This is a genomic window from Pseudomonas sp. R84, assembly GCF_009834515.1.
In the GTDB taxonomy this organism is placed as follows: domain Bacteria; phylum Pseudomonadota; class Gammaproteobacteria; order Pseudomonadales; family Pseudomonadaceae; genus Aquipseudomonas.
Window position 1 is genome coordinate 328,684 of record NZ_CP019426.1, and the last position, 25,334, is coordinate 354,017.

At 58.4% G+C, this 25,334-nt stretch carries 27 protein-coding genes; 15 read left to right on the forward strand and 12 right to left on the reverse strand.

Features of this window, described 5'->3' with window-relative positions:
- Nucleotides 1-80: 80 nt before the first annotated feature.
- From PspR84_RS01445 to rfbC, 4 genes are read right to left on the reverse strand one after another with little or no spacing between them, the layout of a single operon-like run.
- Entirely contained in the window at nucleotides 81-536 is a 456-nt protein-coding gene (locus PspR84_RS01445) for a YiiD C-terminal domain-containing protein (protein WP_160054784.1), read from the reverse strand.
- Nucleotides 533-1,918, reverse strand: a complete 1,386-nt coding sequence (locus PspR84_RS01450) for a sigma-54 dependent transcriptional regulator (RefSeq protein WP_160054786.1) — start codon at nucleotides 1,916-1,918, stop codon at nucleotides 533-535. The genes PspR84_RS01445 and PspR84_RS01450 overlap by 4 nt, the downstream gene beginning before the upstream one ends.
- Entirely contained in the window at nucleotides 1,915-3,723 is a 1,809-nt protein-coding gene (locus PspR84_RS01455; protein ID WP_134176222.1) for an ATP-binding protein, read from the reverse strand. Before PspR84_RS01455 ends, PspR84_RS01450 begins: the two co-directional genes overlap by 4 nt.
- A gap of 42 nt (nucleotides 3,724-3,765) precedes the next feature.
- On the reverse strand, nucleotides 3,766-4,311 hold the full coding sequence (gene rfbC / locus PspR84_RS01460) for a dTDP-4-dehydrorhamnose 3,5-epimerase (protein ID WP_160054788.1): 546 nt from the start codon (nucleotides 4,309-4,311) through the stop codon (nucleotides 3,766-3,768).
- A 165-nt stretch (nucleotides 4,312-4,476) separates the two neighbouring features.
- Here rfbC and PspR84_RS01465 point away from each other — a divergent pair, with 165 nt between their 5' ends.
- From PspR84_RS01465 to PspR84_RS01480, 4 genes are all read left to right on the forward strand, one after another.
- Nucleotides 4,477-7,389 carry an aminotransferase gene (locus PspR84_RS01465; RefSeq protein WP_160054790.1) on the forward strand — a complete coding sequence of 971 codons (2,913 nt, stop codon included), beginning with the start codon at nucleotides 4,477-4,479 and terminating at the stop codon, nucleotides 7,387-7,389.
- A 307-nt stretch (nucleotides 7,390-7,696) separates the two neighbouring features.
- Nucleotides 7,697-8,575 carry an N-carbamoylputrescine amidase gene (aguB, locus tag PspR84_RS01470; protein WP_160054792.1) on the forward strand — a complete coding sequence of 293 codons (879 nt, stop codon included), beginning with the start codon at nucleotides 7,697-7,699 and terminating at the stop codon, nucleotides 8,573-8,575.
- A 5-nt stretch (nucleotides 8,576-8,580) separates the two neighbouring features.
- On the forward strand, nucleotides 8,581-9,687 hold the full coding sequence (gene aguA, locus PspR84_RS01475; RefSeq protein WP_160054794.1) for an agmatine deiminase: 1,107 nt from the start codon (nucleotides 8,581-8,583) through the stop codon (nucleotides 9,685-9,687).
- Between the two features lie 246 nt (nucleotides 9,688-9,933).
- A complete protein-coding gene (locus PspR84_RS01480) occupies nucleotides 9,934-10,146 on the forward strand; it encodes a hypothetical protein (protein WP_016986304.1) in 213 nt (70 codons plus the stop codon).
- 175 nt (nucleotides 10,147-10,321) lie between these two features.
- Here PspR84_RS01480 and PspR84_RS01485 read toward each other — a convergent pair whose 3' ends face one another.
- Nucleotides 10,322-12,415 (reverse strand): TonB-dependent siderophore receptor, encoded by a 2,094-nt coding sequence (locus PspR84_RS01485; RefSeq protein WP_160054796.1) that lies wholly within the window; start codon nucleotides 12,413-12,415, stop codon nucleotides 10,322-10,324.
- A 254-nt stretch (nucleotides 12,416-12,669) separates the two neighbouring features.
- On the opposite strand from PspR84_RS01485, the gene PspR84_RS01490 reads away from it, so the two are divergent.
- From PspR84_RS01490 to PspR84_RS01515, 6 genes are all read left to right on the forward strand, one after another.
- The gene (locus PspR84_RS01490) at nucleotides 12,670-13,338 is read left to right on the forward strand and encodes a DsbA family protein (RefSeq protein ID WP_160054798.1); all 669 of its coding nucleotides are present in this window, start codon (nucleotides 12,670-12,672) and stop codon (nucleotides 13,336-13,338) included.
- Between the two features lie 297 nt (nucleotides 13,339-13,635).
- A complete protein-coding gene (locus tag PspR84_RS01495) occupies nucleotides 13,636-14,940 on the forward strand; it encodes an OprD family porin (protein WP_160054800.1) in 1,305 nt (434 codons plus the stop codon).
- Between the two features lie 232 nt (nucleotides 14,941-15,172).
- Nucleotides 15,173-15,919 carry a 2OG-Fe dioxygenase family protein gene (locus PspR84_RS01500; RefSeq protein WP_160054802.1) on the forward strand — a complete coding sequence of 249 codons (747 nt, stop codon included), beginning with the start codon at nucleotides 15,173-15,175 and terminating at the stop codon, nucleotides 15,917-15,919.
- 79 nt (nucleotides 15,920-15,998) lie between these two features.
- Nucleotides 15,999-16,376: a GNAT family N-acetyltransferase gene (locus PspR84_RS01505; RefSeq protein ID WP_008080517.1), complete on the forward strand. Its 378-nt coding sequence runs from the start codon at nucleotides 15,999-16,001 to the stop codon at nucleotides 16,374-16,376.
- A complete protein-coding gene (locus PspR84_RS01510; protein ID WP_160054804.1) occupies nucleotides 16,373-17,089 on the forward strand; it encodes an AzlC family ABC transporter permease in 717 nt (238 codons plus the stop codon). Before PspR84_RS01505 ends, PspR84_RS01510 begins: the two co-directional genes overlap by 4 nt.
- On the forward strand, nucleotides 17,068-17,385 hold the full coding sequence (locus PspR84_RS01515) for an AzlD domain-containing protein (RefSeq protein WP_007952614.1): 318 nt from the start codon (nucleotides 17,068-17,070) through the stop codon (nucleotides 17,383-17,385). The genes PspR84_RS01510 and PspR84_RS01515 overlap by 22 nt, the downstream gene beginning before the upstream one ends.
- Here PspR84_RS01515 and PspR84_RS01520 read toward each other — a convergent pair.
- Complete coding sequence (locus PspR84_RS01520; protein ID WP_123529788.1) at nucleotides 17,302-18,228, reverse strand: LysR family transcriptional regulator; 927 nt, start codon at nucleotides 18,226-18,228, stop codon at nucleotides 17,302-17,304. The genes PspR84_RS01515 and PspR84_RS01520 overlap by 84 nt on opposite strands.
- Nucleotides 18,229-18,561: 333 nt before the next feature.
- Here PspR84_RS01520 and PspR84_RS01525 point away from each other — a divergent pair, with 333 nt between their 5' ends.
- Nucleotides 18,562-18,969: an MbcA/ParS/Xre antitoxin family protein gene (locus tag PspR84_RS01525; protein ID WP_160054806.1), complete on the forward strand. Its 408-nt coding sequence runs from the start codon at nucleotides 18,562-18,564 to the stop codon at nucleotides 18,967-18,969.
- Complete coding sequence (locus tag PspR84_RS01530; protein WP_238785190.1) at nucleotides 18,966-19,646, forward strand: RES family NAD+ phosphorylase; 681 nt, start codon at nucleotides 18,966-18,968, stop codon at nucleotides 19,644-19,646. Before PspR84_RS01525 ends, PspR84_RS01530 begins: the two co-directional genes overlap by 4 nt.
- A gap of 42 nt (nucleotides 19,647-19,688) precedes the next feature.
- Here the strand turns inward: PspR84_RS01530 and PspR84_RS01535 are convergent, their stop codons facing one another.
- Nucleotides 19,689-19,970, reverse strand: a complete 282-nt coding sequence (locus PspR84_RS01535; protein WP_160054808.1) for a DUF3077 domain-containing protein — start codon at nucleotides 19,968-19,970, stop codon at nucleotides 19,689-19,691.
- 455 nt (nucleotides 19,971-20,425) lie between these two features.
- Between PspR84_RS01535 and PspR84_RS01540 the strand changes: the two genes are divergently transcribed.
- From PspR84_RS01540 to PspR84_RS01550, 3 genes are all read left to right on the forward strand, one after another.
- Nucleotides 20,426-20,608 (forward strand): type II toxin-antitoxin system HicA family toxin, encoded by a 183-nt coding sequence (locus PspR84_RS01540; protein ID WP_095190108.1) that lies wholly within the window; start codon nucleotides 20,426-20,428, stop codon nucleotides 20,606-20,608.
- A 31-nt stretch (nucleotides 20,609-20,639) separates the two neighbouring features.
- The gene (locus PspR84_RS01545; protein WP_160054810.1) at nucleotides 20,640-21,065 is read left to right on the forward strand and encodes a type II toxin-antitoxin system HicB family antitoxin; all 426 of its coding nucleotides are present in this window, start codon (nucleotides 20,640-20,642) and stop codon (nucleotides 21,063-21,065) included.
- A 190-nt stretch (nucleotides 21,066-21,255) separates the two neighbouring features.
- Nucleotides 21,256-21,540: a helix-turn-helix domain-containing protein gene (locus PspR84_RS01550; RefSeq protein ID WP_174244425.1), complete on the forward strand. Its 285-nt coding sequence runs from the start codon at nucleotides 21,256-21,258 to the stop codon at nucleotides 21,538-21,540.
- 64 nt (nucleotides 21,541-21,604) lie between these two features.
- Here the strand turns inward: PspR84_RS01550 and PspR84_RS01555 are convergent, their stop codons facing one another.
- The 5 genes from PspR84_RS01555 to PspR84_RS01570 form a co-directional block, all read right to left on the reverse strand.
- A complete protein-coding gene (locus PspR84_RS01555; RefSeq protein ID WP_160054812.1) occupies nucleotides 21,605-22,762 on the reverse strand; it encodes an AAA family ATPase in 1,158 nt (385 codons plus the stop codon).
- Between the two features lie 393 nt (nucleotides 22,763-23,155).
- On the reverse strand, nucleotides 23,156-24,304 hold the full coding sequence (locus tag PspR84_RS01560; protein ID WP_160054814.1) for an integrase: 1,149 nt from the start codon (nucleotides 24,302-24,304) through the stop codon (nucleotides 23,156-23,158).
- On the reverse strand, nucleotides 24,301-24,513 hold the full coding sequence (locus tag PspR84_RS29540) for a hypothetical protein (RefSeq protein WP_232201400.1): 213 nt from the start codon (nucleotides 24,511-24,513) through the stop codon (nucleotides 24,301-24,303). The genes PspR84_RS01560 and PspR84_RS29540 overlap by 4 nt, the downstream gene beginning before the upstream one ends.
- A 91-nt stretch (nucleotides 24,514-24,604) precedes the next feature.
- The gene (locus PspR84_RS01565) at nucleotides 24,605-24,814 is read right to left on the reverse strand and encodes a hypothetical protein (RefSeq protein WP_160054816.1); all 210 of its coding nucleotides are present in this window, start codon (nucleotides 24,812-24,814) and stop codon (nucleotides 24,605-24,607) included.
- A gap of 197 nt (nucleotides 24,815-25,011) precedes the next feature.
- Entirely contained in the window at nucleotides 25,012-25,320 is a 309-nt protein-coding gene (locus PspR84_RS01570) for a hypothetical protein (protein WP_160054818.1), read from the reverse strand.
- Nucleotides 25,321-25,334 lie beyond the last annotated feature (14 nt).

The window sequence follows — 25,334 nt, forward strand, 5'->3', positions numbered from 1 at the left end:
CAGGTCGATGTACAACGCAAGACATCTCGGTCAGTCCCCTCTCCCTTTGGGAGAGGGCTAGGGTGAGGGGCTTTTGATCTTCAGCGGTGCAAAACGTACTGGCCGGTAAACCTCACCGCATCCTCATCGCTACCCGCATTGACGATCCGCGTATCGAGCGCCAACCGCGCCCGCCCATAACGCCGATACATCGCCAGAAACCTCTTCCACGCCTTCGCATCAGGCGCCGGGCAAATTGCTACCGCATCGCCGGTCACGGGCAGTGGATAACGGATCTGTCCCTCCTGAATCACAATGTGCCCGTCGGTGATTCCTTCTTCTTTCAGACGCAAATGCAACCAGCCCCAACCGGCCAGCACCGCGCCGCAGTAAAGGCTGCCGCCGAACATGGTGCTCTTGTGATTGACGTTCGGATCCAGCGGTAAATGCAGACTCAATTGCTGCTCGCGCCAGTCGAGCACTTTGAGGCCCATGTCGCGGGTCAGTGGAATATCGTGATGGAGCACGGACTCCAGATAGTGACTGTCGGTGCTCATTCGTTCTCGTCCCCATGGCTGCTGTCGCCGAAGTTGAGACCATGCTTGCGCAACTTGTCATGCAGAGTCTTGCGCGGAATACCCAAGGCCTCGGCGAGGCTGCGCACCGAACTGTGGGAGCGTGCCAGTTCAGCGGCGATCAGCGACTTCTCGAAATTCTCCACCTGCTCACTGAGACCTCCGGTGATGACTTCGACCGTGGTGCTGCCACCGCCTTCGGTGCCAGCGTTATCCAGCGCCAGTTCCAGGCCGAGGGCGAAACGTTCGGCGGCATTCTGCAGTTCGCGCACGTTGCCCGGCCAGGTGTGGCGCAGCAGCAAGGCGCGTTGTGCCGGCTGCAGTTCATGTGGCGGCAAACCGTGGCGGGCGCTGGCTTCATCGGCGTAATGCTGGAACAGTACCAACGCATCTTCTCCACGTTCACGCAGCGGTGGAATGCGCAATGGCGCGACGTTGAGGCGGTAATACAAGTCGGCGCGGAAGCGGCCCTGATCAGCGGCCTGGCGTAGGTCTTCCTTGGTCGCGGCGATCACGCGGATGTCCAGCGGGATCAGTTGATTGCCGCCCAGACGCTCGACCACGCGCTCCTGCAACATGCGCAGCAACTTGACCTGCACATCCATGCTCATGCTTTCGATTTCATCGAGAAACAGCGTGCCGCCATTGGCAAATTCGAATTTACCGATCCGACGTTTCTGCGCGCCAGTGAAGGCGCCGGGTTCGTGGCCAAACAGTTCGCTTTCCACCACGGACTCGGCCAGTGCGCCAGCGTTGATCGCCACGAACGGGCCATTTCGGCGGCTGGATAAATCGTGCAGTGCGCGGGCGACGACTTCCTTGCCGGCGCCGGTTTCGCCGAGGATCAGCACGTCAGCCTTGGTCGCGGCGAGCGCGCCGATCTGTTCACGCAAACGCAGCATGGGCGTCGAGTGGCCGACCAGTCGCGCGCTCAGTTCGTTGCGGTCGCTGAGGGCCAGGCGCAGGCTACGGTTGTCCAGCACTAGGCGGCGCAGAGCGAGGGCGCGGCGCACGCTGTCGAGCAGGGCATCGCTGGCGAAGGGTTTCTCGAGAAAATCATAAGCGCCGGCACGCATGGCTTGTACCGCCAGCGGCACGTCGCCGTGGCCGGTGATCAACAGCACGGGGAGTTCCGGATCCTGTGCGTGCAGTTCGCTGAGCAATTCCAGGCCATCCATGCCCGGCATGCGAATGTCGCTGACCACCACGCCCGGCCAGTCACGCTCAAGCTGTGCGGCCAGGCCCTTGGCTTCGGACAGTGGCAGAATTTTCAGGCCGGCCAGATCCAGGGTCTGGCCGAGGGCCTGACGCAGGTGCGGATCGTCGTCGATCAACACCACCTGAATGCGATTGTCGATGGTCATGCACTTCGATCCTCGGACGGTTGCAGGCTGACCCCGGGCGCACCGGCGCGCAGCCGCAGGGTAATCAAGGCGCCACCTTGCTTGTGGTTGGCGAACGACAGTTCACCGCCGAAGGCGCGCATCAGCGTCTCACAAATGGCCAGCCCCAGACCAAGGCCCTGAGTGCGGGTCTTGGTGGTGTAAAAGGGTTCGCTGGCGCGGCCAAGGGCTTCCATGCAAAAGCCCGGGCCGTTGTCGCGAATGTACAGATTGACGCCCTCGGCGGTGGATTCGGCACTCAGCCAGAGTTTGCGCGGCGGGCCTTTTTCGGTAAGGGCATCGAGAGCGTTGGCGAGCAGGTTGCCGAGCACTTGGCGCAGACGCGTTTCCCCGGCCTCGACCCATAGGGTGGCGGCGGGCAGGTCGCGGATCAGCTCGACTTCCATGCTCCGGCGCCGTTTGGCCAGCAGCGCCAAGGCATCGTCGAGCGCCGGTTGCAGGGCAACGCTCTCCGGCGCGTGGCGATCACGGCGGGCGAAGGCGCGCAGGTGGGCGATGATCGAGGCCATGCGCCCGGTCAGTTCGCTGATCAGTTTGAGGTTGCCGCGAGCGTCGTCGGTGCGCTGATGATCGAGCAACACCTCGGCGTTTTCCGCGTAGCTGCGGATCGCCGCCAGCGGCTGATTGAGTTCGTGGCTGATGCTCGCTGACATGGTCCCCAGCGCCGACAGCTTGCCGGCCTGGACCAGATCATCTTGGGCGCGCACCAGCTCCTGCTGAGCCTGTTCACGCTCCAGCACCTCTTCTTTCAAACGTCGGTTGAGGCCTTCGAGGTCGCTGGTGCGTTCCGCCACACGGCCTTCCAGTTCACGGCGTGCCTTGGCCTCGAACGCGATGCGTTCCAGATAATGCCGACGGCGCTGCATCATCAGACCGAGCAACAGCATCACTACCAGCAGCGTGGCGCCGCCGATTGCAACCACGGTGCGCACCGGACGGTCGATCAGCGTGCGCGGCGCGAGGATGCTCACGCTCCAGCCGGTTTCGGCGATGTCGTGGGTCTGAATCAGCCACGCGCTGGGGCTGAGGTTCAATGGACGTGGCTCGCGGGTCGGGTAGGGCTGGATGGCGGTGATCGCTGAGCGTTCGCCATCGCTCAATTTACGGGTCGAGCGAAAGCGCCATTCCGGACGCGAGGTGAGGATGACCACGCCGTTGTGGTCGGTCACCAGCAGTTGTTCCGGAGTTTTACCCCACAGGCTTTCGGTGTGGTCGAGGTCGACCTTGATCACCAGCACGCCGATGATTTTTTCGCCGTTGCGCACGGCGGCGGCGAAGAAGTAACCGCGCTTGGCCGAGGTGGTACCGAGACCGAAAAAGCGACCGAGGCGTCCGGCCATGGCTTCACTGAAATACGGCCGGAACGAAAAGTTGCGGCCGACAAAGCTGTCGTGCTTGTCCCAGTTCGATGCGGCCAGTGTTTGCCCGCTGGTGTCCATCAGGTACATGACTTCGGCGCCGGTCTGCGCGGCGATGTTCTTCAGCAGGCGATTGGCATTGCCTTGGGTAACGCCGTCGTCCGGCGCGCCGAGGACCGAGCGAAGGGCCGGCAGGTCGCCGAGAATCTGTGGCAACACTTCGTAGCGGTGCAGGGTGCCCAGCAGGTTGGCGACGTACAGGTCGAGGGTCTGACGGTTCTGTCCGGCCAGTTCGCTGCGGTAATAGCGCTCGGCCAGATGTTCCAGCGGCCACAACAGCGGCGCCAGACACAGGGCCAGCAGGGCGAGGCTGCGCCAGCGAGGTCTGCGGGGAAGGGTTGGTTTCATGAGCCAGATGCGCCTGTAGGGACAGGCGCATTATGCCCGGCCTCAGGCGAAGACGTCAGCGTCCTTGAGCAACGCTGCGACCTGATCCTTGGCGGACAGCTTAGGCGCTTCGTCCAACTGCCAGTCGATGCCCAGAGCGGGGTCATCCCAGCGAATGCTGCGCTCGGACGACGGGTCGTAGTAGTTGGTGGTCTTGTAGAGGAATTCGGCGAACTCGCTCAGCACCACGAAACCATGGGCAAAACCTTCCGGCACCCACAGTTGACGATGGTTTTCCGCAGAAAGACGCACCGCCACGGATTTGCCGAAGTGCGGCGAGCTGCGGCGAATATCCACGGCGACATCCAGTACTTCACCAACGGTCACGCGGACCAGTTTGCCCTGAGTGTTTTGCAGTTGGTAATGCAGGCCACGCAATACGCCTTTTTGCGAGCGCGAGTGGTTGTCCTGAACAAATTGCGTGTCCAGACCGGTAGCGTCCTGGAACGCCTTGGCGTTGAAACTCTCGTAGAAGAAACCGCGCTCGTCACCGAACACCTTCGGTTCGATGATCAAGACACCGGGCAGGTCGGTGGTGATTACATTCATGGGGGCTTCCTAGGCAGGTGTGAATGGCCGTCATTCTTGCGCAAAGTGCCGAAGGGTGCGAGTGCTGGAAGACAAATAGCCCGGATGCCTTTACACGGTTGGGGGTTGCGGATAGCGCGCAGCAATGGCGATATAGGCGCCTAATAAAATTTCAGGGGTCGTTTCATGCCGCTCGCCACGTTGATTCATCGCGCCAGTTTGCCCAGCCCGCAGGTTTCTGCAGAGCAGGCCCGGCAATGGCTGGCGGAACATTACGGACTCAGCGGCACGTTGCAGGCCCTTGGCAGCCAGCAGGATCTCAATTTCCGCGTCGACAGCCCGCGCGGTCGGTTCGTGCTGAAAATCTGCCGTGGCGATTACGCCCTGGTGGAGCTGCAAGCCCAGCACGCTGGGCTCAAGTACCTGGCCGAGCAGGCGGCGGTGACGGTGCCGCGGGTGATCGCGGCCAATAACGGCGAGGATCTGCTGTCACTGGAGGTTGGGGGCGAAGCGGTGCACGTGCGTCTGCTCGATTACATCGACGGCCAACCGCTGACACATCTCGATCACCTGGGCCAGGAAGTGGTGGCGGGTTTTGGCCGGCTCTGCGGTGAGATGGATCTGGCGCTGGCCGGGTTCGACCATCCGGGCCTTGAGCGCACATTGCAGTGGGATGCCCGCCACGCCAGTGCACTGATCAGCCATCTGCTGCCGGTGATCAAGGATGAGCAGCAACGCGCATTGATTGCCGATGCGGCAGAACAGGCCGAGCGCCGCTTGCAACCGTTGCAGGGCAAACTGCCGGTGCAGGCGATCCACATGGATATCACCGATGACAACGCTGTCTGGGCGCGCGATGCCCTGCGTCACTGGCAGTTGCAGGGCGTGATCGACTTTGGCGATCTGGTGCGCACCTGGCGCATCAGCGATCTGTCGGTGACCTGTGCGGCGTTGTTGCATCACGCCGATGGTGATCCGTTTATCATCCTGCCGGCGGTGCAGGCCTACCACGCGGTCAACCCGCTGCAACACGAAGAGTTGCAAGCGCTGTGGCCATTGATCGTCGCGCGCGCGGCGGTGCTGGTACTCAGTGGCGAGCAACAGGTCAGCATCGACCCCGCGAATACCTACAGCCGTGACAACCTCAGCCATGAGTGGGAAATCTTCAGGGTGGCGATATCGGTGCCACAGGCGCTGATGGAAGCGGCGATCCTCACTGCCGTCGGTCACGCATTGCCGGTGATCGATAGCGAAGGTTTTGCGCCCTTGCTGCCCGGCCTGGTCGGACGTGAATTTGCCCTGATCGATCTCGGTGTCCTGAGTCCGCATTTCGAGGCCGGCAACTGGGAGCAGGCGGGCATCGACCAGCGCCTGCTGACTGAAGCGGCTGCAGCGCATGGTTTGGCGGCGAGCCGTTATGGTCAGTACCGGCTGTCGCGTACTCGTCCTGACAGTGCCGTTGAACCGGACACCTTCCCGCTGCACGTGGAATTGCGCGTGCCCGATGGCAGCGCCGTGGAGGCGCCGTTCGCTGGCGTCGTGCATCAGGCAGCTGACGGTGCGCTGCAACTGGATGGCCCGCAACTCAGCCTGCGGCTGTGGGGCGTGACACCGTCGCTGCACAGCGGCGCGGCGCTGGTCAAAGGTCAGGTGCTGGGCGCGGTCAGCGGCCCGTTGCGGGTGCAGTTGTGCCGGGGCGCGCAGCTTGATGCACCGTTGTTTTGCACCCCGGCGCATGCAGCGGCTTGGCAGGCGCTGTGCCCATCGCCAGCGGCATTGTTGGGGCTGGCCTGCGATGCCGAGCCGGAGCTGGACGCGAAAACCCTGCTCGAGCGCCGCGATGCCAGTTTCGCCCGCACGCAAAAGCACTACTACGTCGACCCGCCGCGCATCGAACGCGGCTGGCGCAATCACCTGATCGACATGCAGGGCCGTTCCTATCTGGACATGCTCAACAACGTTGCGGTGCTCGGCCACGGTCACCCGCGCATGGCGGCGGTTGCGGCGCGCCAATGGTCGCTGCTCAACACCAACTCGCGATTCAACTATGCGGCGGTTGCCGAATTCTCCGAGCGTCTGCTGAAATTGGCGCCGGAAGGCATGGACCGGGTGTTTCTGGTCAACAGCGGCAGCGAGGCCAATGACCTGGCGATTCGTCTGGCGTGGGCCTACAGCGGCGGGCGCGACATGATCAGCGTGCTTGAGGCCTATCACGGCTGGACGGTCGGCGCCGATGCGGTATCGACGTCAATCGCCGACAACCCGAAAGCGTTGGAAAGCCGCCCGGACTGGGTGCATCCGGTACCTGCGCCAAACACGTATCGCGGTGAATTCCGCGGTCTCGACTCGGCGCCGGATTATGTGCGCAGCGTTGAGCATCACCTGGAAAAGCTCGCCGAGCAGAAGCGCCAATTGGCTGGGTTTATCTGCGAGCCGGTGTATGGCAATGCCGGCGGTATCTCGCTGCCGCCGGGATATTTGAAACAGGTGTACGGGTTGGTACGCGCGCAGGGCGGCGTGTGCATCGCCGACGAAGTGCAGGTCGGGTACGGGCGCATGGGCCATTTCTTCTGGGGCTTCGAAGAGCAGGGCGTGGTGCCGGACATCATCTGCATGGCCAAGGGCATGGGCAACGGTCAACCGCTGGGTGCGGTCATCACGCGGCGGGAAATTGCCGAGGCGCTGGAGGCCGAGGGTTATTTCTTTTCGTCGGCGGGCGGCAGTCCGGTCAGTTGCCAGATTGGCATGGCGGTGCTCGATGTCATGGAAGAAGAAAAGCTCTGGGAGAACGCGCAGGTGGTCGGTGGCCACTTCAAGGCGCGGCTCGAAGCGCTGATCGATAAACATCCGCTGGTGGGCGCGGTGCACGGTTCCGGGTTCTATCTCGGGCTTGAGCTGATCCGCAATCGCGAGACGCTGGAAGCGGCGACCGAGGAGACGGCGTTACTGTGTGATCGCCTGCGTGAGTTGGGGATTTTCATGCAGCCGACCGGTGATGATCTGAACATTCTGAAGATCAAACCGCCGATGGTGACGTCGCGCCAGAGCGTGGATTTCTTTGTCGACATGCTTGATCGAGTCCTCAGCGAAGGTCTGTAAGCACGCACACTGACCCCTGTGGGAGCGAGCCTGCTCGCGAAAGCGGTTTCTCATTCAACCACTGTGTTGATTGATCAATCGCCTTCGCGAGCAGGCTCGCTCCCACATTTGTTTTGGGTTGCTAATTCGATTTGTATCGGCTTTTGTTGGGTATATTTAGACGAAAGGCTATTAATCCGCTTCTAAAGCCGATATTTATCGGCTATAAAGTCGCCATTGCTCCGGCATGGCGATTTCATGTCCGGTGCGCGCGTTTTTCTTTTCGGTCGAATTGTCGACCGTCGAAGCACTTGCCCGGAGATGATTCATGAGCCGTATCGTTACCGTCGCCGCCACTCAGATGGCCTGTTCCTGGGATCTGCAAGCCAACCTCGAAATCGCTGAAAGGCTGGTGCGCGAAGCCGCCGCCAAAGGCGCGCAGATCATCCTGATCCAGGAGCTGTTCGAGGCGCCGTACTTCTGCCAGAAGCCAAACCCGGACTACCTGCAACTGGCGACGACGGTGGAAGAAAACCTCGCGATCAAACATTTCCAGAAGATCGCCAAAGAGCTACAAGTGGTGCTGCCGATCAGCTTCTACGAGCTGGCCGGCCGCGCGCGTTTCAACAGCATCGCGATCATCGATGCCGACGGCAGCAACCTCGGGATTTATCGTAAAAGCCACATCCCGGATGGCCCGGGTTATCACGAGAAGTATTACTTCAACCCGGGCGACACCGGTTTCAAAGTGTGGAACACCCGTTACGCGAAAATCGGCGTGGGCATCTGCTGGGATCAGTGGTTCCCTGAAGCTGCACGCAGCATGGCGCTGCAAGGTGCAGAAATCCTTTTCTACCCAACCGCCATCGGCAGCGAGCCGCACGACAAGACCATCTCGTCCCGCGATCACTGGCAGCGCGTACAACAGGGCCACGCCGGCGCCAACCTGATGCCGCTGATCGCCAGCAACCGCATCGGCAACGAAGAACAGGACGGCTATGACATCACGTTCTACGGCTCGTCGTTCATCGCCAACCAGTTCGGCGAAAAAGTGCAGGAGCTGAATAAAACCGAAGAAGGTATTCTTGTGCACACTTTCAACCTCGACGAGCTCGAACACATTCGCAGCGCGTGGGGTTCATTCCGTGACCGCCGTCCGAACCTGTACGGTGCGTTGAAAACCCTCGACGGTTCCCTGGAGTCCTGATCCCGATGACCACCTTGAAAAGTACCCCGCGTGCCGACGGCTTTCACATGCCGGCCGAGTGGGCGCCGCAAACGCAGACCTGGATGATCTGGCCCGAGCGCCCGGACAACTGGCGTCTGGGCGGCAAACCGGCGCAAGCCGCACACGCCGCGGTGGCCAAAGCCATCGCGCGTTTTGAACCGGTAACCGTGGCCGTGTCCGCCGGCCAATATGAAAACGCCCGTGCACGCCTCGACGTGCCGAATATCCGCGTGGTCGAAATGTCCAGCGATGACGCCTGGGTACGTGACAGCGGCCCGACCTTCGTCATCAACAACAGCGGCGAAGTGCGCGGTGTGAACTGGGACTTCAACGCCTGGGGCGGTTTCGACGGCGGTCTGTACTCGCCGTGGAACCGTGATTCGCAGGTCGGCGGCAAGATCCTCGAGATCGAGCGCAGCTCGCGTTATCGCACTGAAGGTTTTGTGCTTGAAGGCGGTTCGATTCACGTCGATGGCGAAGGCACGCTGATCACCACCGAAGAGTGTTTGCTGAACCGCAATCGCAACCCGCATCTGGGCCGCGAAGAAATCGAAGCGGTACTCAGCGCCAATCTGTCTGTGGATAAAATCATCTGGCTGCCGGATGGTTTGTTCAACGACGAAACCGACGGCCATGTGGATAACTTCTGCTGCTACGTGCGTCCGGGCGAAGTGTTGTTGGCGTGGACTGACGATCCGCAGGATCCGAACTACCCGCGCTGCCAGGCGGCGATGAAAGTCCTGCAAAGCAGCACCGACGCCAAGGGTCGCCCGTTCACGGTGCACAAAATGCCGATTCCGGGTCCGCTCTACGCGACCGAAGAAGAGTGCGCCGGTGTCGATCCGGTAGACGGCACGCAAGAACGCAATCCGTCTGTGCGCCTGGCCGGTTCCTACGTGAACTTCCTGATCGTCAATGGCGGCATCATCGCGCCGAGCTTCGACGATCCAATGGATGCGCCGGCCAAGGAAATCCTGCAGAAGCTGTTCCCGCAGCACGAAGTGGTGATGGTGCCAGGTCGTGAACTGTTACTGGGTGGCGGCAATATCCACTGCCTTACCCAACAGCAACCCGCGCCGCACAAAGATTGAGTTGAGTCGTAACAGCTTGAGTTGATTAATAAATCAGCCGGGCAATGATTAGCTCACTATGCATGCACAGAAGCCCGCAGCCCGGTTGGACTGCGGGCTTCTTTGTATCCGCTTGTCGACAAATCAGAAACCTTGGCATAGCTCTTGTATTCATCACCCGTGCACTAGGGAGGGGGGAGAACTTCAACAGTTCTGTCATAAACCTTGGATAACTTAGCCGCTCATGAACGGGGAGAGAGCGCTGAAATGAACGCCGAAGTGAACGTAGTCAGCGAGCGGACGTTGCATCCCATGGCCGTAAACGGCGAATCGCTCCAGATTGTCGCGCACTGGTTGAAGTCCAATGGAACGCGTCAGATCAGGCAACCTGATCCGCGCCGGATGATGATCGAGCGTTACCCCGCTGACCTGTTCAGCGAGGCCGAACTGGATGCGTTGTGGGCTGTGATGGAAGGATAAGAAAAACAACAGGGATTGGTAAAAGCGCTGCCGGGATGGCGGCGCTTTTTTATGCACCATACAAAAACCAATGTAGGAGTGAGCCTGCTCGCGATAGCGGTTTGTCAGTTGATATTGATGTCGACTGACACACCGCTATCGCGAGCAGGCTCACTCCTACAGGTTTTGCGTTGAATCAGAAAGAATAGGTGCCGGTCATCACGACGCTACGTGGCGCTCCCGGCTGGATCTGATACTGGCTGGTCGCCGACGCGTAGTACTCACGATCAGTGATGTTGTTCAGCGCTGTGCGCAAATCCCAATCCTTGAAGCGGTAACCGACCAGCGCATCCCAACGGCCATAACCCGGCAACACGGTGGTGTTGGCGTTGTCGGCATAGCGCTGGCCAACCAGGGTCAGACCGGTTTCGCCATACCAGCCCATCTCCGGTTTCCAGGTCAGGAACAGGCTGCCGTTGTGCTTGGCGACGTTGTTGATGCGTTTGCCTTCCAGGCCGTTGTTGTCCTTCTCGATCTTCGCGTCCTGCATACCAACGCCACCGCGCATGTACCAGTTGCCGACAATGTTGCCAGTGGCCGTCAATTCGATCCCGCGCGAACGTTGCAGACCGGACATCACGGTCAAGGTCGGATCGTTTGGATCGGTGGTACGGCGGTTATAGAGTTCCAGGTCATAGATCGCCAGCGTGGTGCTCAAGCGGTCATCGAACCAGTCGCTCTTCACGCCGATCTCTTTCTGCTTGGTCAATTCGGGGCTGAGGTCGTTGGTGTTGCCGGCCGCGCCTGGGGTGATGCCGATCAAGCCGCCGCCCACTGGCGAAAACGTTTTCGACCACGACGCGTAGAACGAATGGTTCTGCAACGGCGTCCAGACCAGGCCGACGCGCGGGCTGGTGCTGTGGCTGTCGCGATCTTCAGAAATGTTGCGCAGCTTGTTGGTCGACTCGATATCGAAGGTGTCGTAGCGCAGACCGGCGAGCACTTGCCATTGATCGTTCAGACGCAACTGATCCTGCACGTACACCGCGCGGCTTTCGACTTCGGTGTGGCTGCTGCTGGAAACCTGCATGGCCCCGGTGTGGCGCAGATCGCGGTTCGGGTTGTACAGGTCGAGCGACGGCACCGGCTGCGCGCCGGGCGTTCTGCCGGTTGCAGCGTTATACAGCTTTGGATCGCGGTGCTGGCTGCCGATCTCGATGCCGGTCAGCAGGCGATGTTCAAGGCCAAAAGTGTCGAATCCGCCCTCGAGTTCAACGTTGTTGTAGACGTTGCGGGTGGTCAGATCCTGCTGCCAGTGCTGACGCGTGACCTTGTTGGTCGCCGGGGTGTAACCGGTGAGGTAGGTGTTGTCGAAATCGCTGTCGAGCTTGAACACGCCAAGGGTCTGGCGCAGTTGCCAGTTGTCGTTGATTTCGTAGCTGAGTTTTGAGCGCAAGGACTGCGACTTGTCATCGATGAAATCGTGATCGTTGCCGTAGGTGGTGTCACGACCGACATCGGCCGGGCGCCCGTTGACGCCGGGGATGCCGCGATCCGGGGTGCGGTTGTAGCGGCTGTATTCGTATTGCACCAGCCAGTGCAGATCCGGCGTCAGTTGCCAGCTCATCGACGGCGCGAACAGTTGGCGATTGCCACTGACGCCATCGCGGAAACTGTTTTCATCCATGTTGCCCATGTTCAGGCGCAGGCTGATGTTTTCGCTCGGGTCGGTGCTGAGATCAGCGTAAAGACTGCGCAAATCTTCGCTGCCACCCTGTGCTTCGATGGTCGAGCGGCGACCGAACTCGGGCATTTTGCTCACGCGGTTGACGATCCCGCCCTGACTGCCTCGGCCGTACAGCACGGCGGCCGGGCCTTTGAGCACTTCGACGCGTTCGATGTTGTGCAGGTCGCGCTTGTATTGGCTGTCGTCGCGGATGCCGTCGAGATAGAAATCGTTGCTGGCATCAAAGCCGCGAATGCGCAGGCTGTCGAAGCGAGTATCGGCGCTGCTGCTGACGTTGGGCATGCCGCTCAAGGCGTCGGCGATGTCATTGGTGCCGTAGTTGGCGACGTTCGAGGTCTTGATCGAATCGATCGCCTGCGGCACATAGCGCACGGGTGTCGAGGTGCGGGTCGCGGTGCTGCTGAGCTTCACGCGCGGGTCATCGACTTGCGCTTCGGCACTGATCGCGGTGGCGGGTAGTTCGGTCGCCGAATAGGCAAAACCACTGGACAGAAAAGCAGAAAGCCCAAGGGTGACGGGCGTAAGACGGAACGGGGCAGACATTGAACAGCGCATCCGAAAGGGTAGAAGAATTCGATCGCGCGAATGGTAATGCTTTGCATTTACTTCCGTTAATTATTCCTTATAAGTTCCCTTGTCTGATTGTTTCAATTTGTGTCCTGTTCGACACAATCTGACCGGTCGGCCAATTCGACCGATTCGTGAAACACACTGAAAGCCATTCCAGCGTTTTTCCGCATGAGTGCGGGGACTAATCTGCCGCCATCGATTTTCCTCACTTTTGCCGGAGTTTTCCCATGATTCTTCATTACGTCTACGACCCGCTGTGTGGCTGGTGTTATGGCGCCAAGCCGCTGGTTGAAGCCGCGCAACAGGTGCTGCCAGTGATTGCCCATGCCGGGGGCATGATGAGTGGCGCCAACCGCCAGCCGGTTTCCTCGCAACTGCGCAATTACGTCATGCCCCACGACCGACGCATTGCCGAGTACACCGGCCAGCCTTTTGGCGAAGGGTATTTCGAAGGTTTGCTGCGCGATCACTCGGCAGTGTTCGATTCGACGCCGCCGATTGCTGCGGTCATGGCGGCCGAAGCCATCGACGGAGGCGGCCTGCGCATGTTGGGGCGGTTGCAGACCGCGCACTATGTGGAAGGGCGACGCATTGCCGATTCAGCCGTGCTGTTGGAATTGGCCATGCAGATGGGCTATGCGCAGGAAGATTTCCACATTGCGTTTGAGTCCGTTGATAGCCAGGGGCATATAAAAGCCAGTCGCCAGTTTTTGGCTCAATTGGGCGGTCAGGGTTTTCCTACGATTGCTCTGGAGCAGAATGGCACGTTCCAGTTGATCGACATCAGCCCTTGGCTGGGCAAGCCGCAGGCATTTGCCGATTGGTTGCAACAGGCAATAGTCCTCGATGAAACCGGTAAAACTTCTGCATTTTGTTCTATCGATGGTTGCGCCTGATACGCGCTGGATTCACCGGCTGTTTGCATTTCCCAGCAAGGAGTCAGCGCAAAATTTACGTTTCTTAGACGATTTTTACCTATTTAAAGACGATTCTTGAAATTGACACATTGTTGAGGGCGCGGCTACGATTCGGCCCAACGCCTGTGGCCAACCGCCATGACTCAAAACAAGGAGCAGGCCCGCCATCACTTTATCGTGGGCGGGCCTTTTTGTTTCGGGGTGAATAAAAGAGTGCAAAAGCGCCGTTTCCGCCGTTCGACACAGCGCGTTTCAACCCGTAATAAGGAAAACAAAATGTTGAACAAGCGAATCAGTCTGATCGCACTGGGGATGTTGAGTGCCACTCAGGCCATGGCTAACGACCAGGCCGAGTCCAAGGGTTTTGTTGAAGACAGCAGCCTCAAAGTGCTGCTGCGCAATGCCTACATCAATCGTGATTACAAAAACGGTAACGACGACAAGGCCGAGTGGGGCCAAGCGGCCATCGGTACGTTCTCGTCCGGCTTCACCCAAGGCACCGTGGGTGTCGGTGTCGACGCTTTCGGTCTGTACGCACTGCGTCTGGACGGCGGCAAGGGCCGCAGCGGCGCCGGTGGTATCGATTTCTTCAAGCAGGAAAATGACGGCCGCGCGAACCATGACATAGCGAAGGGCGGTGCCGCGGTGAAGTTCCGCTTCTCCAACACCGTGTTGACCTACGGCGACCAGATGCCGGCCCTGCCGGTGCTGAGCTACGACAATGTGCGTCTGCTGCCGGAAAGCTACACCGGTACCCTGATCACTTCCAAAGAGATCAAAGGCCTGGAACTGAACGCCGGTCGTTTCACCGCCGAATCGCGCAAGAGCGATGAAGGCCGTGATAGTGGTGGTCTGAAGTCGATCAACGTTTTGGGCGGTAGCTACCAGTTCACCGAGAACTTCAAAGGTGCGTTGTACGCTTCCGACGTCGAAGACGTATTGAAGAAACAATACGTGAACGCCAACTACGTGTTGCCGTTCAACAAGGATCAGTCGCTGACCCTGGACTTCAACGGCTATCGCACCAAGCTGGACAGCTCGTACGTTCGCGAAAACACCGTTCCGGGCGAAAGCATCGTGACCGGTCGCGACAACAAAATCTGGAGCCTGGCCGCAACATTCGCAACGGGCCCGCACTCGTTCACCGTGGCGCACCAGCGTTCCACCGGCGACAGCAACCTGGGTTACGCCTACGGCGGTTACCAGAAAGATCAAGGTCGTGTCGGTGACGGCGGTAACTCCATCTACCTGGCCAACTCCTACTGGTCCGACTTCAACGCTGAAGACGAACGTAGCTGGCAATTGGGCTACGGCCTCGACTTCGGCGCATTCGGCGTACCGGGCCTGAGCTACAACTTTGCTTACGTGCGTGGCGACAACATCACCACTTCCACCAGCGAAGGCGGCACCGAGCGAGAGATCTTCAACCAGTTCAAATACGTCGTGCAGTCTGGCCCGGCCAAAGACCTGAGCGTGAAACTGCGCAGCTCGATCCTGCGTGTTTCGCAGAAATCCAGCGAGTACAACGTCAGCGGTAACGAACTGCGCGTATTCGTGGATTACCCGATCAACATCTTCTGATGCCTGATCAAGTGTAAGAAACATGAGAAAAACCCCGACTGGTTCGGGGTTTTTTTTCGACGGTTTTTCGATGAAAACCAGAAAAAACCCGTGTTTTTGTCATGTGAAAGTTGTTTTTGAGGCGCTGCAAACTCCGTTTCAAACAGGGCTTTAAATGCCTGAAATTCTTTCTCATGGACGCAAATTCTCCACCTAATAGATTAGGCCGCTCAACGCAGCGGAGAATTTGGTAATGATCGTTTTGAACAGAGAAGTGGGCGAATCGCTACGGCGCGACAAATATGTCAACGTCCAGGGTGGTGACTTCAATCTCTACGGTCATTTTGCCGACTTCGTCAGACTGACCAAAAGTTGGGAAAACATGGAGCCTGACAGCTACTACGGTCAGGCCGAAGCCGGCATGCGTTACCGTCGTTACAGCGACTTTGAGTACAACCCCAAGACGCGTGAGTTGAAGCAGCTCGAGCATCGCGCCTACGTGCAGTCGAAAGAGAACAACGCCTATGTTGGCGGCCTGGTGCGGCACTTTCAGGACTTCTCCGATGAAGTGATTACTTCGCCGGTGATGCGCAGCCTGATCGACACCGATTTCGAAGTGTACAAAAGCGTACTGCCGGAAGAGCTGCACGATGAAATCTGGCAGTGCCAGATCCATCAGATCCGCATCGAGATAAAACCCGGCAAACAACTGGAAATCACCCCTGAAGGCATTCACTGCGACGGTTATCCGTTCAGCGGTGTGCACTTCTGGGGCCGCAATAACGTCGAGGGTGCGGAAAGTCGTTTGTATGACACCCACGAGCATCAACTGGCATCGACCACTTACGAGGAAATTCTCGACACCACCTACTTCCTCGATCGCGACATGCGCCACTACGTAACCCCGGCCCGCAACCCGCACACGCATGCGATGGCGTACCGGCAGATTCTGGCGATTTCCTTCTCGCGGCCCGGGACCGCTTTCGACATTGTTCGCTAATCAGATCACCCCAATCGACGGCGTCGAGTGCTCGACGCCGGTGGTGCTGCGACGCGCCACGGCCAAGGATGCGCAGCGCATGGAGCGCTTCTTCCGCCAGTTCGACGAAGTGTCCTTCTGTGAATGGCAGGACGCCAAGTGCCTGCGCGGCGTGCTGATCCAGAAAACCACCACGGCCTATCTCGCCTTCGACGTCGCCGGCGAAATCGTCGGTGCGGTGCTCGGCGGCATGCTCGGCAGTCGCGGCACCATCAACCATTTGGCCGTGAGCCCGCGCTATCGCAGCCAAGGCGTCGGTCAACGACTGGTTGAAGCGGCGTCGTCCGATATGAAACGGGTCGGGGTGTTACGGATGTTTCTGTTCGTCGACGATGCTAACCTCGCGGGCAAGCGTTTTTGGACTGCCCAGGGTTTTTGCGAGCCCCACGGCGAACGGACATTTGAGAGGGATCTATGAATGAAACGTCCGGCAGTGCGCCGCTGATGGTCAACCATCAGCCGTCGCGCACGTTTGCCGAAGCCAGTCCGGTAATAGCTGGCTACTTCACGGTGTCATTCGTATTCGGACTGATGGCCGTCAACGCCGGCCTGCCGATGTGGCTGCCGGTGGCAATGTGTTTGTTCGTTTACGCCGGCGCTTCGCAATTCGCCGCGCTGGCACTGATCTCCAGCGGCGCCTCGCTGACTACCATTGTGTTGACCACGTTTCTAATCAACGCGCGGCACATGCTGATGTCGGTGTATATGGCCAAGGCCCTGCGCGCCCTCGGCTTGAGCCGCATGGAGCGCTGGGCTTACGCCGGTGGCCTGACGGATGAATCCTTCGCGTTCCACAGCGTTAAACTCGGCACTGGCGCACCGGTTAACGTGCGTTATCTGATCGGCTTCAATCTGTTCTGCCACACCTCGTGGGTGCTTGGCGGTTTGCTCGGCGCAGTGTGCGCGCAGTACGCGGCGCACCTGATCAAATATCAGCTCGACTACGCCCTGACGGCGATGATGCTCTACGTGCTGGTGTCGCTGTGCAACACCCGCAACAAACTCATCGCGGCCGCCGCTGCGGTGTTGTGCATGGGCGCACTGAGCCTGGTCGGCAGTTCGCCATTCAACGTGTTTATCGCCACGTTTGTGGGCTGCGGAGTGGGTGTATGCCTGACCAAACGTTCCTGATTCTGGTGGTCGCGCTGATGATGGCCGTGACCTTTCTGCCGCGCGCCTTGCCCCTGCAAGTGAATACCGAGCACTGGCCGCCGTTTGTCGCGCGGGCGCTGGAGTACTTGCCGGTGGCGATCGTCGCTGCGATCAGCCTGACTCCCTTGTTGATCAAGGATCAGCACATACAGCTCGATCGCCCGGAATTCTATGCCGCGATTCCGACGTTGCTATGTGCGTATTTCAGCAAAAACCTCTTTCTCAGTGTGGCGGTTGGGACGGCTGCGTACATTGCGCTCGGCTCTTTCATGTAGCGGCAGATCGACGACATCATTCAACGCCTGGTTCGACAACTCCGGATTGTTCACCGCCAGGCGCACTTCGAGGAAATCCTCGAACCCGGGGAAAATCGTCAGGCCGTTCTTCTGCGCGGCCTCACGGGAGACCATGCCGACCGCATCCATCTGCGTGATCAGCGACAGCGTCAGGGTCTCGCTGCACGAATAGACCATGCGCTGGCCGTTCTCGTGATTGCCCAGCCCGGCGTCGAGAAAACGCAAAAAGCTGTGGGAATACGGACAATCTTCCGCAGGACGCACCTGAAACTTGTTGCCCAGCAACGTCAGCGGATCGTTCTCCTGCCCGCAATGCGCACCGACGACTTGTACCTGCACATCCGGCAAGACAATGCTCGGCAGACCCGGCCGCTGCGGACCGATCAGCACCGCAAGGTCGAAGTCTTCGTTCTTCAGCTTGCTGAGGTTTTCCATCGACTCGGCGTAGCTGAACTCCATCTGATAATCGGGAAAAACCTCAATCAGGCGTCCGATCATTCGCCGGTTGAAATCCGGTGACAAGGTGTTGTTCAACGCAACCTTCAACGTGCGCTGGCCCGGCACTTTCAGCGCCTCGACCTTCTCTTCCATCTGTCGCGTGGCAATCAGCACTTTGTCCATATAGGGCGTCAGCTCAGTGCCTTGCGGCGTCAGCGTCAGCCCTTTGTTGGAACGTCGAAACAAGCGGAAACCGAACTGCTCTTCGACCTTGTTCAACTGCGCGGCCAACGCCTGCACAGTCAGGCACGAATGCTCGGCTGCGGCCGACAAAGAGCCGGTCTGCACGATGCGCATGAGGTTGCGTAAGGTTCTGCTATCCATGGGTAATGCCCTCTGAAGTGGGCTGGGTATTGTTGTTTACGAGACTGTCGGTCAGGCGCCATATGCTGGCTATATTCCTGTACCTGAGCATAGTTGTCGCGGGTTTAGTAGCGAATTGATGTCCTCGCCGATGGCTGGAGGCTGACACAGGATCGGGGTTTTTGGTGACGTGGGGGTGATGGGGGTCAAAAAAAGTGCGTGGTTTTGGTGCGTGAGATGGGTTTTCGTCGCCGATACCTAGCGAAATTATTATTCGGTTATGTATTAAAAACTAATTTGTATCCGTATCTGTACTACGCTCATATTCATGTACCTAATCAAGGAGGCGGCTAAATGCCCACCTCATCCCCAGCCCTCACCCCACGCGAACAACTCGACGCCCCCGAAGCTGGTCGCGTCGCGTTGAAGTTCTTCTTCAACCTTATGGAGCGTTGGGGATGCAGCGCCGAGCAGCAGCGCACACTGTTGGGAGGCGTTGGCAACACCACGTTCTACAAATATAAACACCTGCCGAATATACGCCTGCCTAACGACACTCTAGAGCGCATCTCCTACCTGATGGGCATTCACAAGGCGTTGAGCATCATCTTCAGTAACAGCCGTGAGCGCGCCTACTCATGGGTCAGCAGTCCGAACACGGCGGCGCCGTTCAATGGGCGAACGGCGCTGGATTACATGCTCGCCGGACGCGTAGTCGATATCGCCGATGTACGCCGCTACCTTGATGGGGTGCGCGGTTGAAGGCGCTCGATTTGGTTGATGTGGCCTGGCCGCGAGCCTATCGGATCGTAAACAGCAGCTTCCCGCCGATTGCGCTGTTCGAAGACGTGCTCGATCCAGAAGACCTGGAAGTTGCCTACGCGCTGGAAGCGCTGACCAATGATCGCCTGATAGAACAGGCCGGCGTACTCGCCCGCGTGCGACCCGAAGATCGACTCTTCGGCCCCGGTTCGACCCCGGTGATGGCTGCGTTCACCCACATCGGCAAACGCAGTCGGTTCTGCGATGGCACCTTCGGCGTCTACTACGCTGCGAGCAGTCAGGCTGCGGCCATCGCCGAAACTTGTTATCACCAGGAACGATTTCTTGCGGCGACCCAAGAAGCGGACCTTGAATTGACCATGCGGACTTACGTCAATCGGGTGGTTAAACCGTTACACGACATTCGCCACGATCACCCCGAATTGCACAATCCGGATCCCGAGGCTTATGGGCCGTCTCAGCTATTCGCCCGGCAACTGCGCGAAACTGAGTCGTGGGGACTGCTCTACAGCAGCGTCCGCCTGCCGGGCCATGAATGTGTCGCCGCGTTTCGACCGCCAGCGGTTTCGATTCCCAAGCAGGGCAAGCATTTGCGGTATGTGTGGAGTGCGAGTCAGCAGAAGATTTCGTTTGTGCTTGAGATCAGTCAGGTCTGAAACGCAAAAGCCCTCGCATCGGCGAGGGCCTGACACCGGCGTTTACATCAACGGCTTGTCTGGCGGCGCATCCATCACTTTCACGACATCATCGATCAGCGCTTTGCTTAACTCCTGCAGATACTGCGAGGCATAAACGTGAAGATCAGGATCGCGCGAGACTGAAGTGTCCGCAGTGAGCAGGCGTGAAATGTGAAGCAAGTGTGAGGCATGGGAAAGGGCGGCAATCACCGGCACACCACGATTGGTGCGGAACATCGCCTGATTGGATTGGAAGGAAAAGTGGGTGAGGCCGAGAGTTTTCAGATCTTGAGAATGGGTCATTTCGGTTCACCCGCCGTTCGAGATGGACGGGCGTGAAGTGACCGGTATGCTGACGGATCAATGCTTTTCATTTGTGAACTCCCTGTATCAAATGAGAGCTGCCAATTCGTTATCAGACGAATGGGTGGCAGCTATGCGCGGGCTGATAAACCGGAGATACAGGAACCCGGCAGACCCGAAGGTCTCCCACGCACAGCCGCCATTGCACGGTAATGCAGACACAAAAAATGCGCCGGCAAACGTGAGTTGGGGCGCTGGTGCGCCTGTATCTTACCCGGGTTATCAGGCCCGGTCGCTGAATTGGCAGCGACGGGTTTGACGGTAGCTTGCGGAGGACGGATGCGCAATCGTGGCCAGGTGGTGGCTGCTGGTGTTTTCTTTGCAGTGCAACACTTATGTTGCATGTGCAGCAAATATGTTGCACATTCGCTTTACCGAAACGGCGAGTGATGCACATGAAGTACAGCGAGTTTCGGCGATGGTTGAAAGCCCAAGGCGTAGAGTTCCAAAACGGCAAGGGTAGCCACTTCAAGGTTTCCTTGAACGGCAAATCAACTGTGTTTCCCGACCACGGAGCCAAGGAAATGGGCGAAGGGTTGAGAAAATCGATAATCAAACAGCTGGGCCTCAAGGATTGAGGCCCAGTTGTACCCCATGAGAGGAATCGTGATGTTCGAATATGCGTTGGAAGTTCACGAAGAGCCGGACAGTGTCTGGTTGTCCTGCGCAGAAATTCCAGAGATGCACGCCGTTGGCGACACCCTTGAACAGGCGCTCGACAGTGCTATCGATGCCATCGAGACCGCCCTGTCGATCTACGTCGATGATCGTCGATTGATTCCGACGGGGCAGGCGGGAGAACAGAAAAGTGACGTCGTGTTGCGTCTGCCTACGCTGACCGCAGCGAAGGTTGCGCTTTGGAATACGCTCCTGGAGTCCGGTGTGAGCAAAGCCGAACTGGCGCGTCGGCTAGGAGTGCAAAGGCCTCAGGTAGACCGACTGGTGGATTTTCTGCACCACTCAAAGATCGAGAATGTTGAGCGTGCGTTGCAACAGCTTGGGCGAAGGATCTCGCTTTCGGTTGAAGCAGCCTAGGTTCCGCATTTAACGTTGGGAAACGCCACCATAGCGATCAACCTAAGAGAGCCTATTCTGAAAAACGTGTGCGGCTCGGTGTTTTTAAGCAGACATATTGAGGCTCAATTTGGTTGCTGATGGTGTTGTATCTGGGCAAAGCTCAGCAACTTGTCCGTAGCCTTCCTTAAGCAACTGAAAGGAATCATCGATGGTCGATGAACTGGAGGAATTCCAGAAGAACTTGCTGGAATCTGTACGTCAGATGAAAGCCGGAAAGGCCGCACGCGTGACTCAAGTGCCGCTCTCTGCGGCAGCAGAAGCGCGTGCCAAAGTGGGCGTTTCTCAAAGTGCGTTTGCCAAACTGATCGGTGTGAGTCTGCGGACTTTGCAGGATTGGGAGCAGGGGCGCAGGCAGCCGACAGGTGCAGCGCAAACCCTGTTGCGCGTTGCAAGTCAGCATCCTGAAGCGTTGCGGGATCTGCATTCTGCTTAAAGTCTGAACCAACAAAGCCCTTGCATTTCTACAGGGGCTTTTTCCGTAACGTATGCCTTGCCGCCTAACTCCCTTCTATCAAAGCCCGCTCTTCCAGCCAGATCTCTTGAACAAACTGATCTGTAATCGCGTAAATCCCGTGCCCGCGTCGCATGATGATGTTCTCGGCAACCAGTGCAATTACCACCGGTTGAATCTCTTCGACCCGTACCTCTCGCCCGACTGACTTTGAATACTCAGCCGCTGCGTCAGTGGAGAAAATTCCGCGAGCATCGCCTGCTGTAGAGGCGATCTTGTTGAAAACGGCTTGAGCGAGGCTACCCAGTTGCTCGACTTTTTCCAGCTCGATGCTCGCCGCTGCCGAGCGCAATGTGCTGGCGATTACCGGTAGGAAAACATCGGGCTGGCCCTCTTGCTGCAAGAGTTGGCGTAGGGCCTTCAGCATTTCTTCAGGTCGATTGTCCAAAGTGTCGAACGCCTCGATAGCGGCTTCGAGGGACGGCAGTTTGTCCTTCTTCACGGTCATTGCGAGTCGGTTGAGCAGGAATTCAACGTAATCGCCTTTCAGCAATGGGTAGGCTGCGGACGTGGCGCCGGAAAAGGCGTGGTTGCGTTTGGCGGTCAGTTCGCTGACTTGCGCTCTGTGCGAACCTGTTCCGATAAATAGAAAGTATCCCGGCGTTTTCGGACGAGGGTTGATTGCATCGCGAGCGGCTTTGAGTGCCAGGAGCAGCTGATTGCCGTCGTCTGAGGAAATGGCGTGCTGGACCTCGTCAATGATCAACACCAGATCAGTCTTGGCTTGTTCCACGACTTCGGTGAGTGCTTGCGCCAGTGTTGGGCCATCGACGTTGCCAATGCTGTTGAGTTTGAAGCCGAACTTGAATCCCCCGGCGCCGATTTCAACATTGCTGACTCGCTTGAATGTTTCCAAGGCAGAGGAGCCAGGTGTTTGCAGATCTTTCAGGGTTTCCCGGATGGCGTTGTGCACGAGCGTTGCCGGGTTAGCCAGAGTGTCGCTCCATAAGTCGACGTAGATGACCAAAGCACCAGCTTCTTCCAAGGCAGGGATGAGGTCGTTCCTCAGAAACGTTGTTTTACCTGTGCGGCGTAGACCAGATAGAAATAGACCTGAGCGCAGACCTTCGTCGAGCACACCTGGATTGAGAAGCTGGTTAGCCATTGACTCGGCCAGTTCTGGGCGCTGAAAAATGCTGCTCATACGATTACACCTTTTTATGTGTACACCATAATTATTGCTATTTCATAATTTAGCATAAAGATGGAAATGTGAACCGTTGGTTCAAAGTCCGCGCTTTCGAAGTGTGTAAGAGGAAGTGTGGCTAATTGCGCGAAGTGCGAGGGGAGAAGCTATTTTCACTGAGGGTAAACTGCCAAGAATATAAACACCCCAGAAACAACAAAGCCCCTGCATTTCTGCAGGGGCTTCGTTTTGTATGGTGCCGGCACCAGGAGTCGAACCCGGGACCTACTGATTACAAGGAAGGTGCTTCAAGCATACAAATCAAGCACTTACGTGATTACTTGTTACGTCCAGACGCGCCAAAGCCCGCGTAGATAGCGGGCCTTGGTTCGCTTGTTACGTCCGATTTGCTCAGTCAGCAGAAGGGGAGACGGTGGGGACACTGTGGTCGTAGACGTCCATCATCTTCGGATCGCGGTGGCCGCTGGCTTCTTGCTTATCAGCCCGAGTGCCGGCCGTGTCGGTGATGCCACGTCGTTTCAGGTCGTGAAGGGCGAACCTTTGCTCCGGTGTGATCACCTCGTCGACGAGAGCCAAGTTAATGAATCTTTGCCATGCCGTATCCAGGCTGGACTTGCGGAGCGGTCCACCGTGGCTGGCCACGATGATGTTCCGACGTGACGGTGCGATCGGTATAGCGGTCTTGCGTTTGGCCCAGACCTTGGCCCGATAGGCCTTCGCGTGGTCCCAAGCTTTGCGCAGGCGTGGCGTCCAGCGAACGATGTTGTCTCGACTTCCCTTCCGACGGTTGGTGAGGATCCCGCTTTCCAGCTCGTTTGCGTCGGTCAGGGTAACGACTTCGATTCCGCGCAGCCTGCAGAGATAGGCCAGCTCCATGACGTAACCGAGGTATTCGGGGCAGCCGCCTTTCTCGCCGCGTATCAGCAGGCCGCGAGCAATGGCCCGATCGATCAGCGTGTCCATGACCTGATGGTTTGGAAGTCGGCGCTGCTTTCGTTCCACTGGGGCTTCGATACCCAGCGCGGGGTTCACTTCCAGGAAGCCACGGTTGCGCCCCCACTGCAGAACGCGCCGCAAGTAACGAAGCGCGTGCGCTGCCTTGGACGGGGTCCCCTCGTCTGCAAGTCGATCGACGATGCGCTGCACCAGAGCAGAAGTGAATTTCCGCACGGCCAAGTCTCCCAAGGGCTTGCCCAGCTTTGTGGGTAAGGTCAGTAGAACATCACGCGAGTAGCAGTAATCATCGTGAGTTTTGGGGCTGAGCTTCTTGTAACGATCGCTCTCATGAAATTGGCTACAAACGTAGCGAAGCGTTCCACGGTCGACGTTGGACGCCTCGTCCATGATCTGGTGCAGTTCGGCCAGAGAGACGTCGGCCGGCGCGATGTTGCGCCGGCGTTGTTTTCCCGTTTCGTCGTAGTGCAACGTGTACCAGACCCGACCTTTTCGGTGGTCAAAGTAAACGGCCGCTGGGAGAGCGGCCTGGTCGATATGGGCGGGAATATGCGGATTGTGCTTCCGCTTCCGTGCTTTCCTCATAGGATGTCAGCGTCGTATCGATCTGGTGCCGCTGGCTTCATGCCGGCGGCCTGGTTGATAAGGTCCAATGTTGTCCAAGGTCCGGTGCGGCCACGGAATAGGCGAACGCCTTGGTCGATCAGTGACCGTTCGACATCGGACCGCCGTTGATAGCCGGTTATGCGCTGCAGGTCAGTGAATACCAGGACGTTGTCCGATCGGGAGTTCATTGCTAGCCCTCTGTAAGCTGGAGCACCCCGGGCAGTCTAGCGCTGCGGCCGGGGCATCGTTATTAGAAGTTGGAATACAAGCTACTGGGATCTACAGGTTCTGCTCGAGCGCCGAGTCTCCCAATTCATTCAGTGCCGCCTTGTAGCTGCTGTAGCCCATGCTTTGAGCGACGATCTCCAAGGCTGCCGCGTGGCGAATGCCACGCTCTTTCTTAATTTTGGTGGCTTGGCGTTTTAGGCCCTTGATGGTCTGTGGCAGCCGTGTCTCCTGCGGCATTTCATTCCCTGGTTCAACGTGCATAACGTTTCTCCCGTGCTGCTCGAGCGGCAAGTTTCTCGGCCATCAAGGCATTCCATTCCTCTGTTTTCCTTTGTTGCCGTAACTTGCTGCAGCTCTGGTGCCGGCGTATCGACCGAGCAAAGCCGCAGATGTCGCAGATGCTGGGGAGGTCAAGCCTCTTACTCGCCAGCGCGGGACGTATCCGAGTGAGCGTTAAATCAGCCATTCACAACCTCCGAACCTTTACGCACCAGGTGAATCACCAGGTCTTCAAACTCGCCTTCGTCGTCGCAGGACTGCCACTCCAGCACCGCTTGCACCTGTTCGCGTGAACAATCCATGGCCAGAATTTCCCGCTGGCCACCGCTGGCACGAACATCGAGGATCTGCACCAGGCCGTCAGCGCCGTAAGCTTCTGCGAACACTGTTCTGCCCTCGTATCCCAGCTCGGTCATTACCGTGTTGATCCGGCGGATCTCCTCGATCGCGTTGTCTCCTTGTCGCTCAAGAATCAGTTGGATCTGCATCGAGTGGCCTCCTG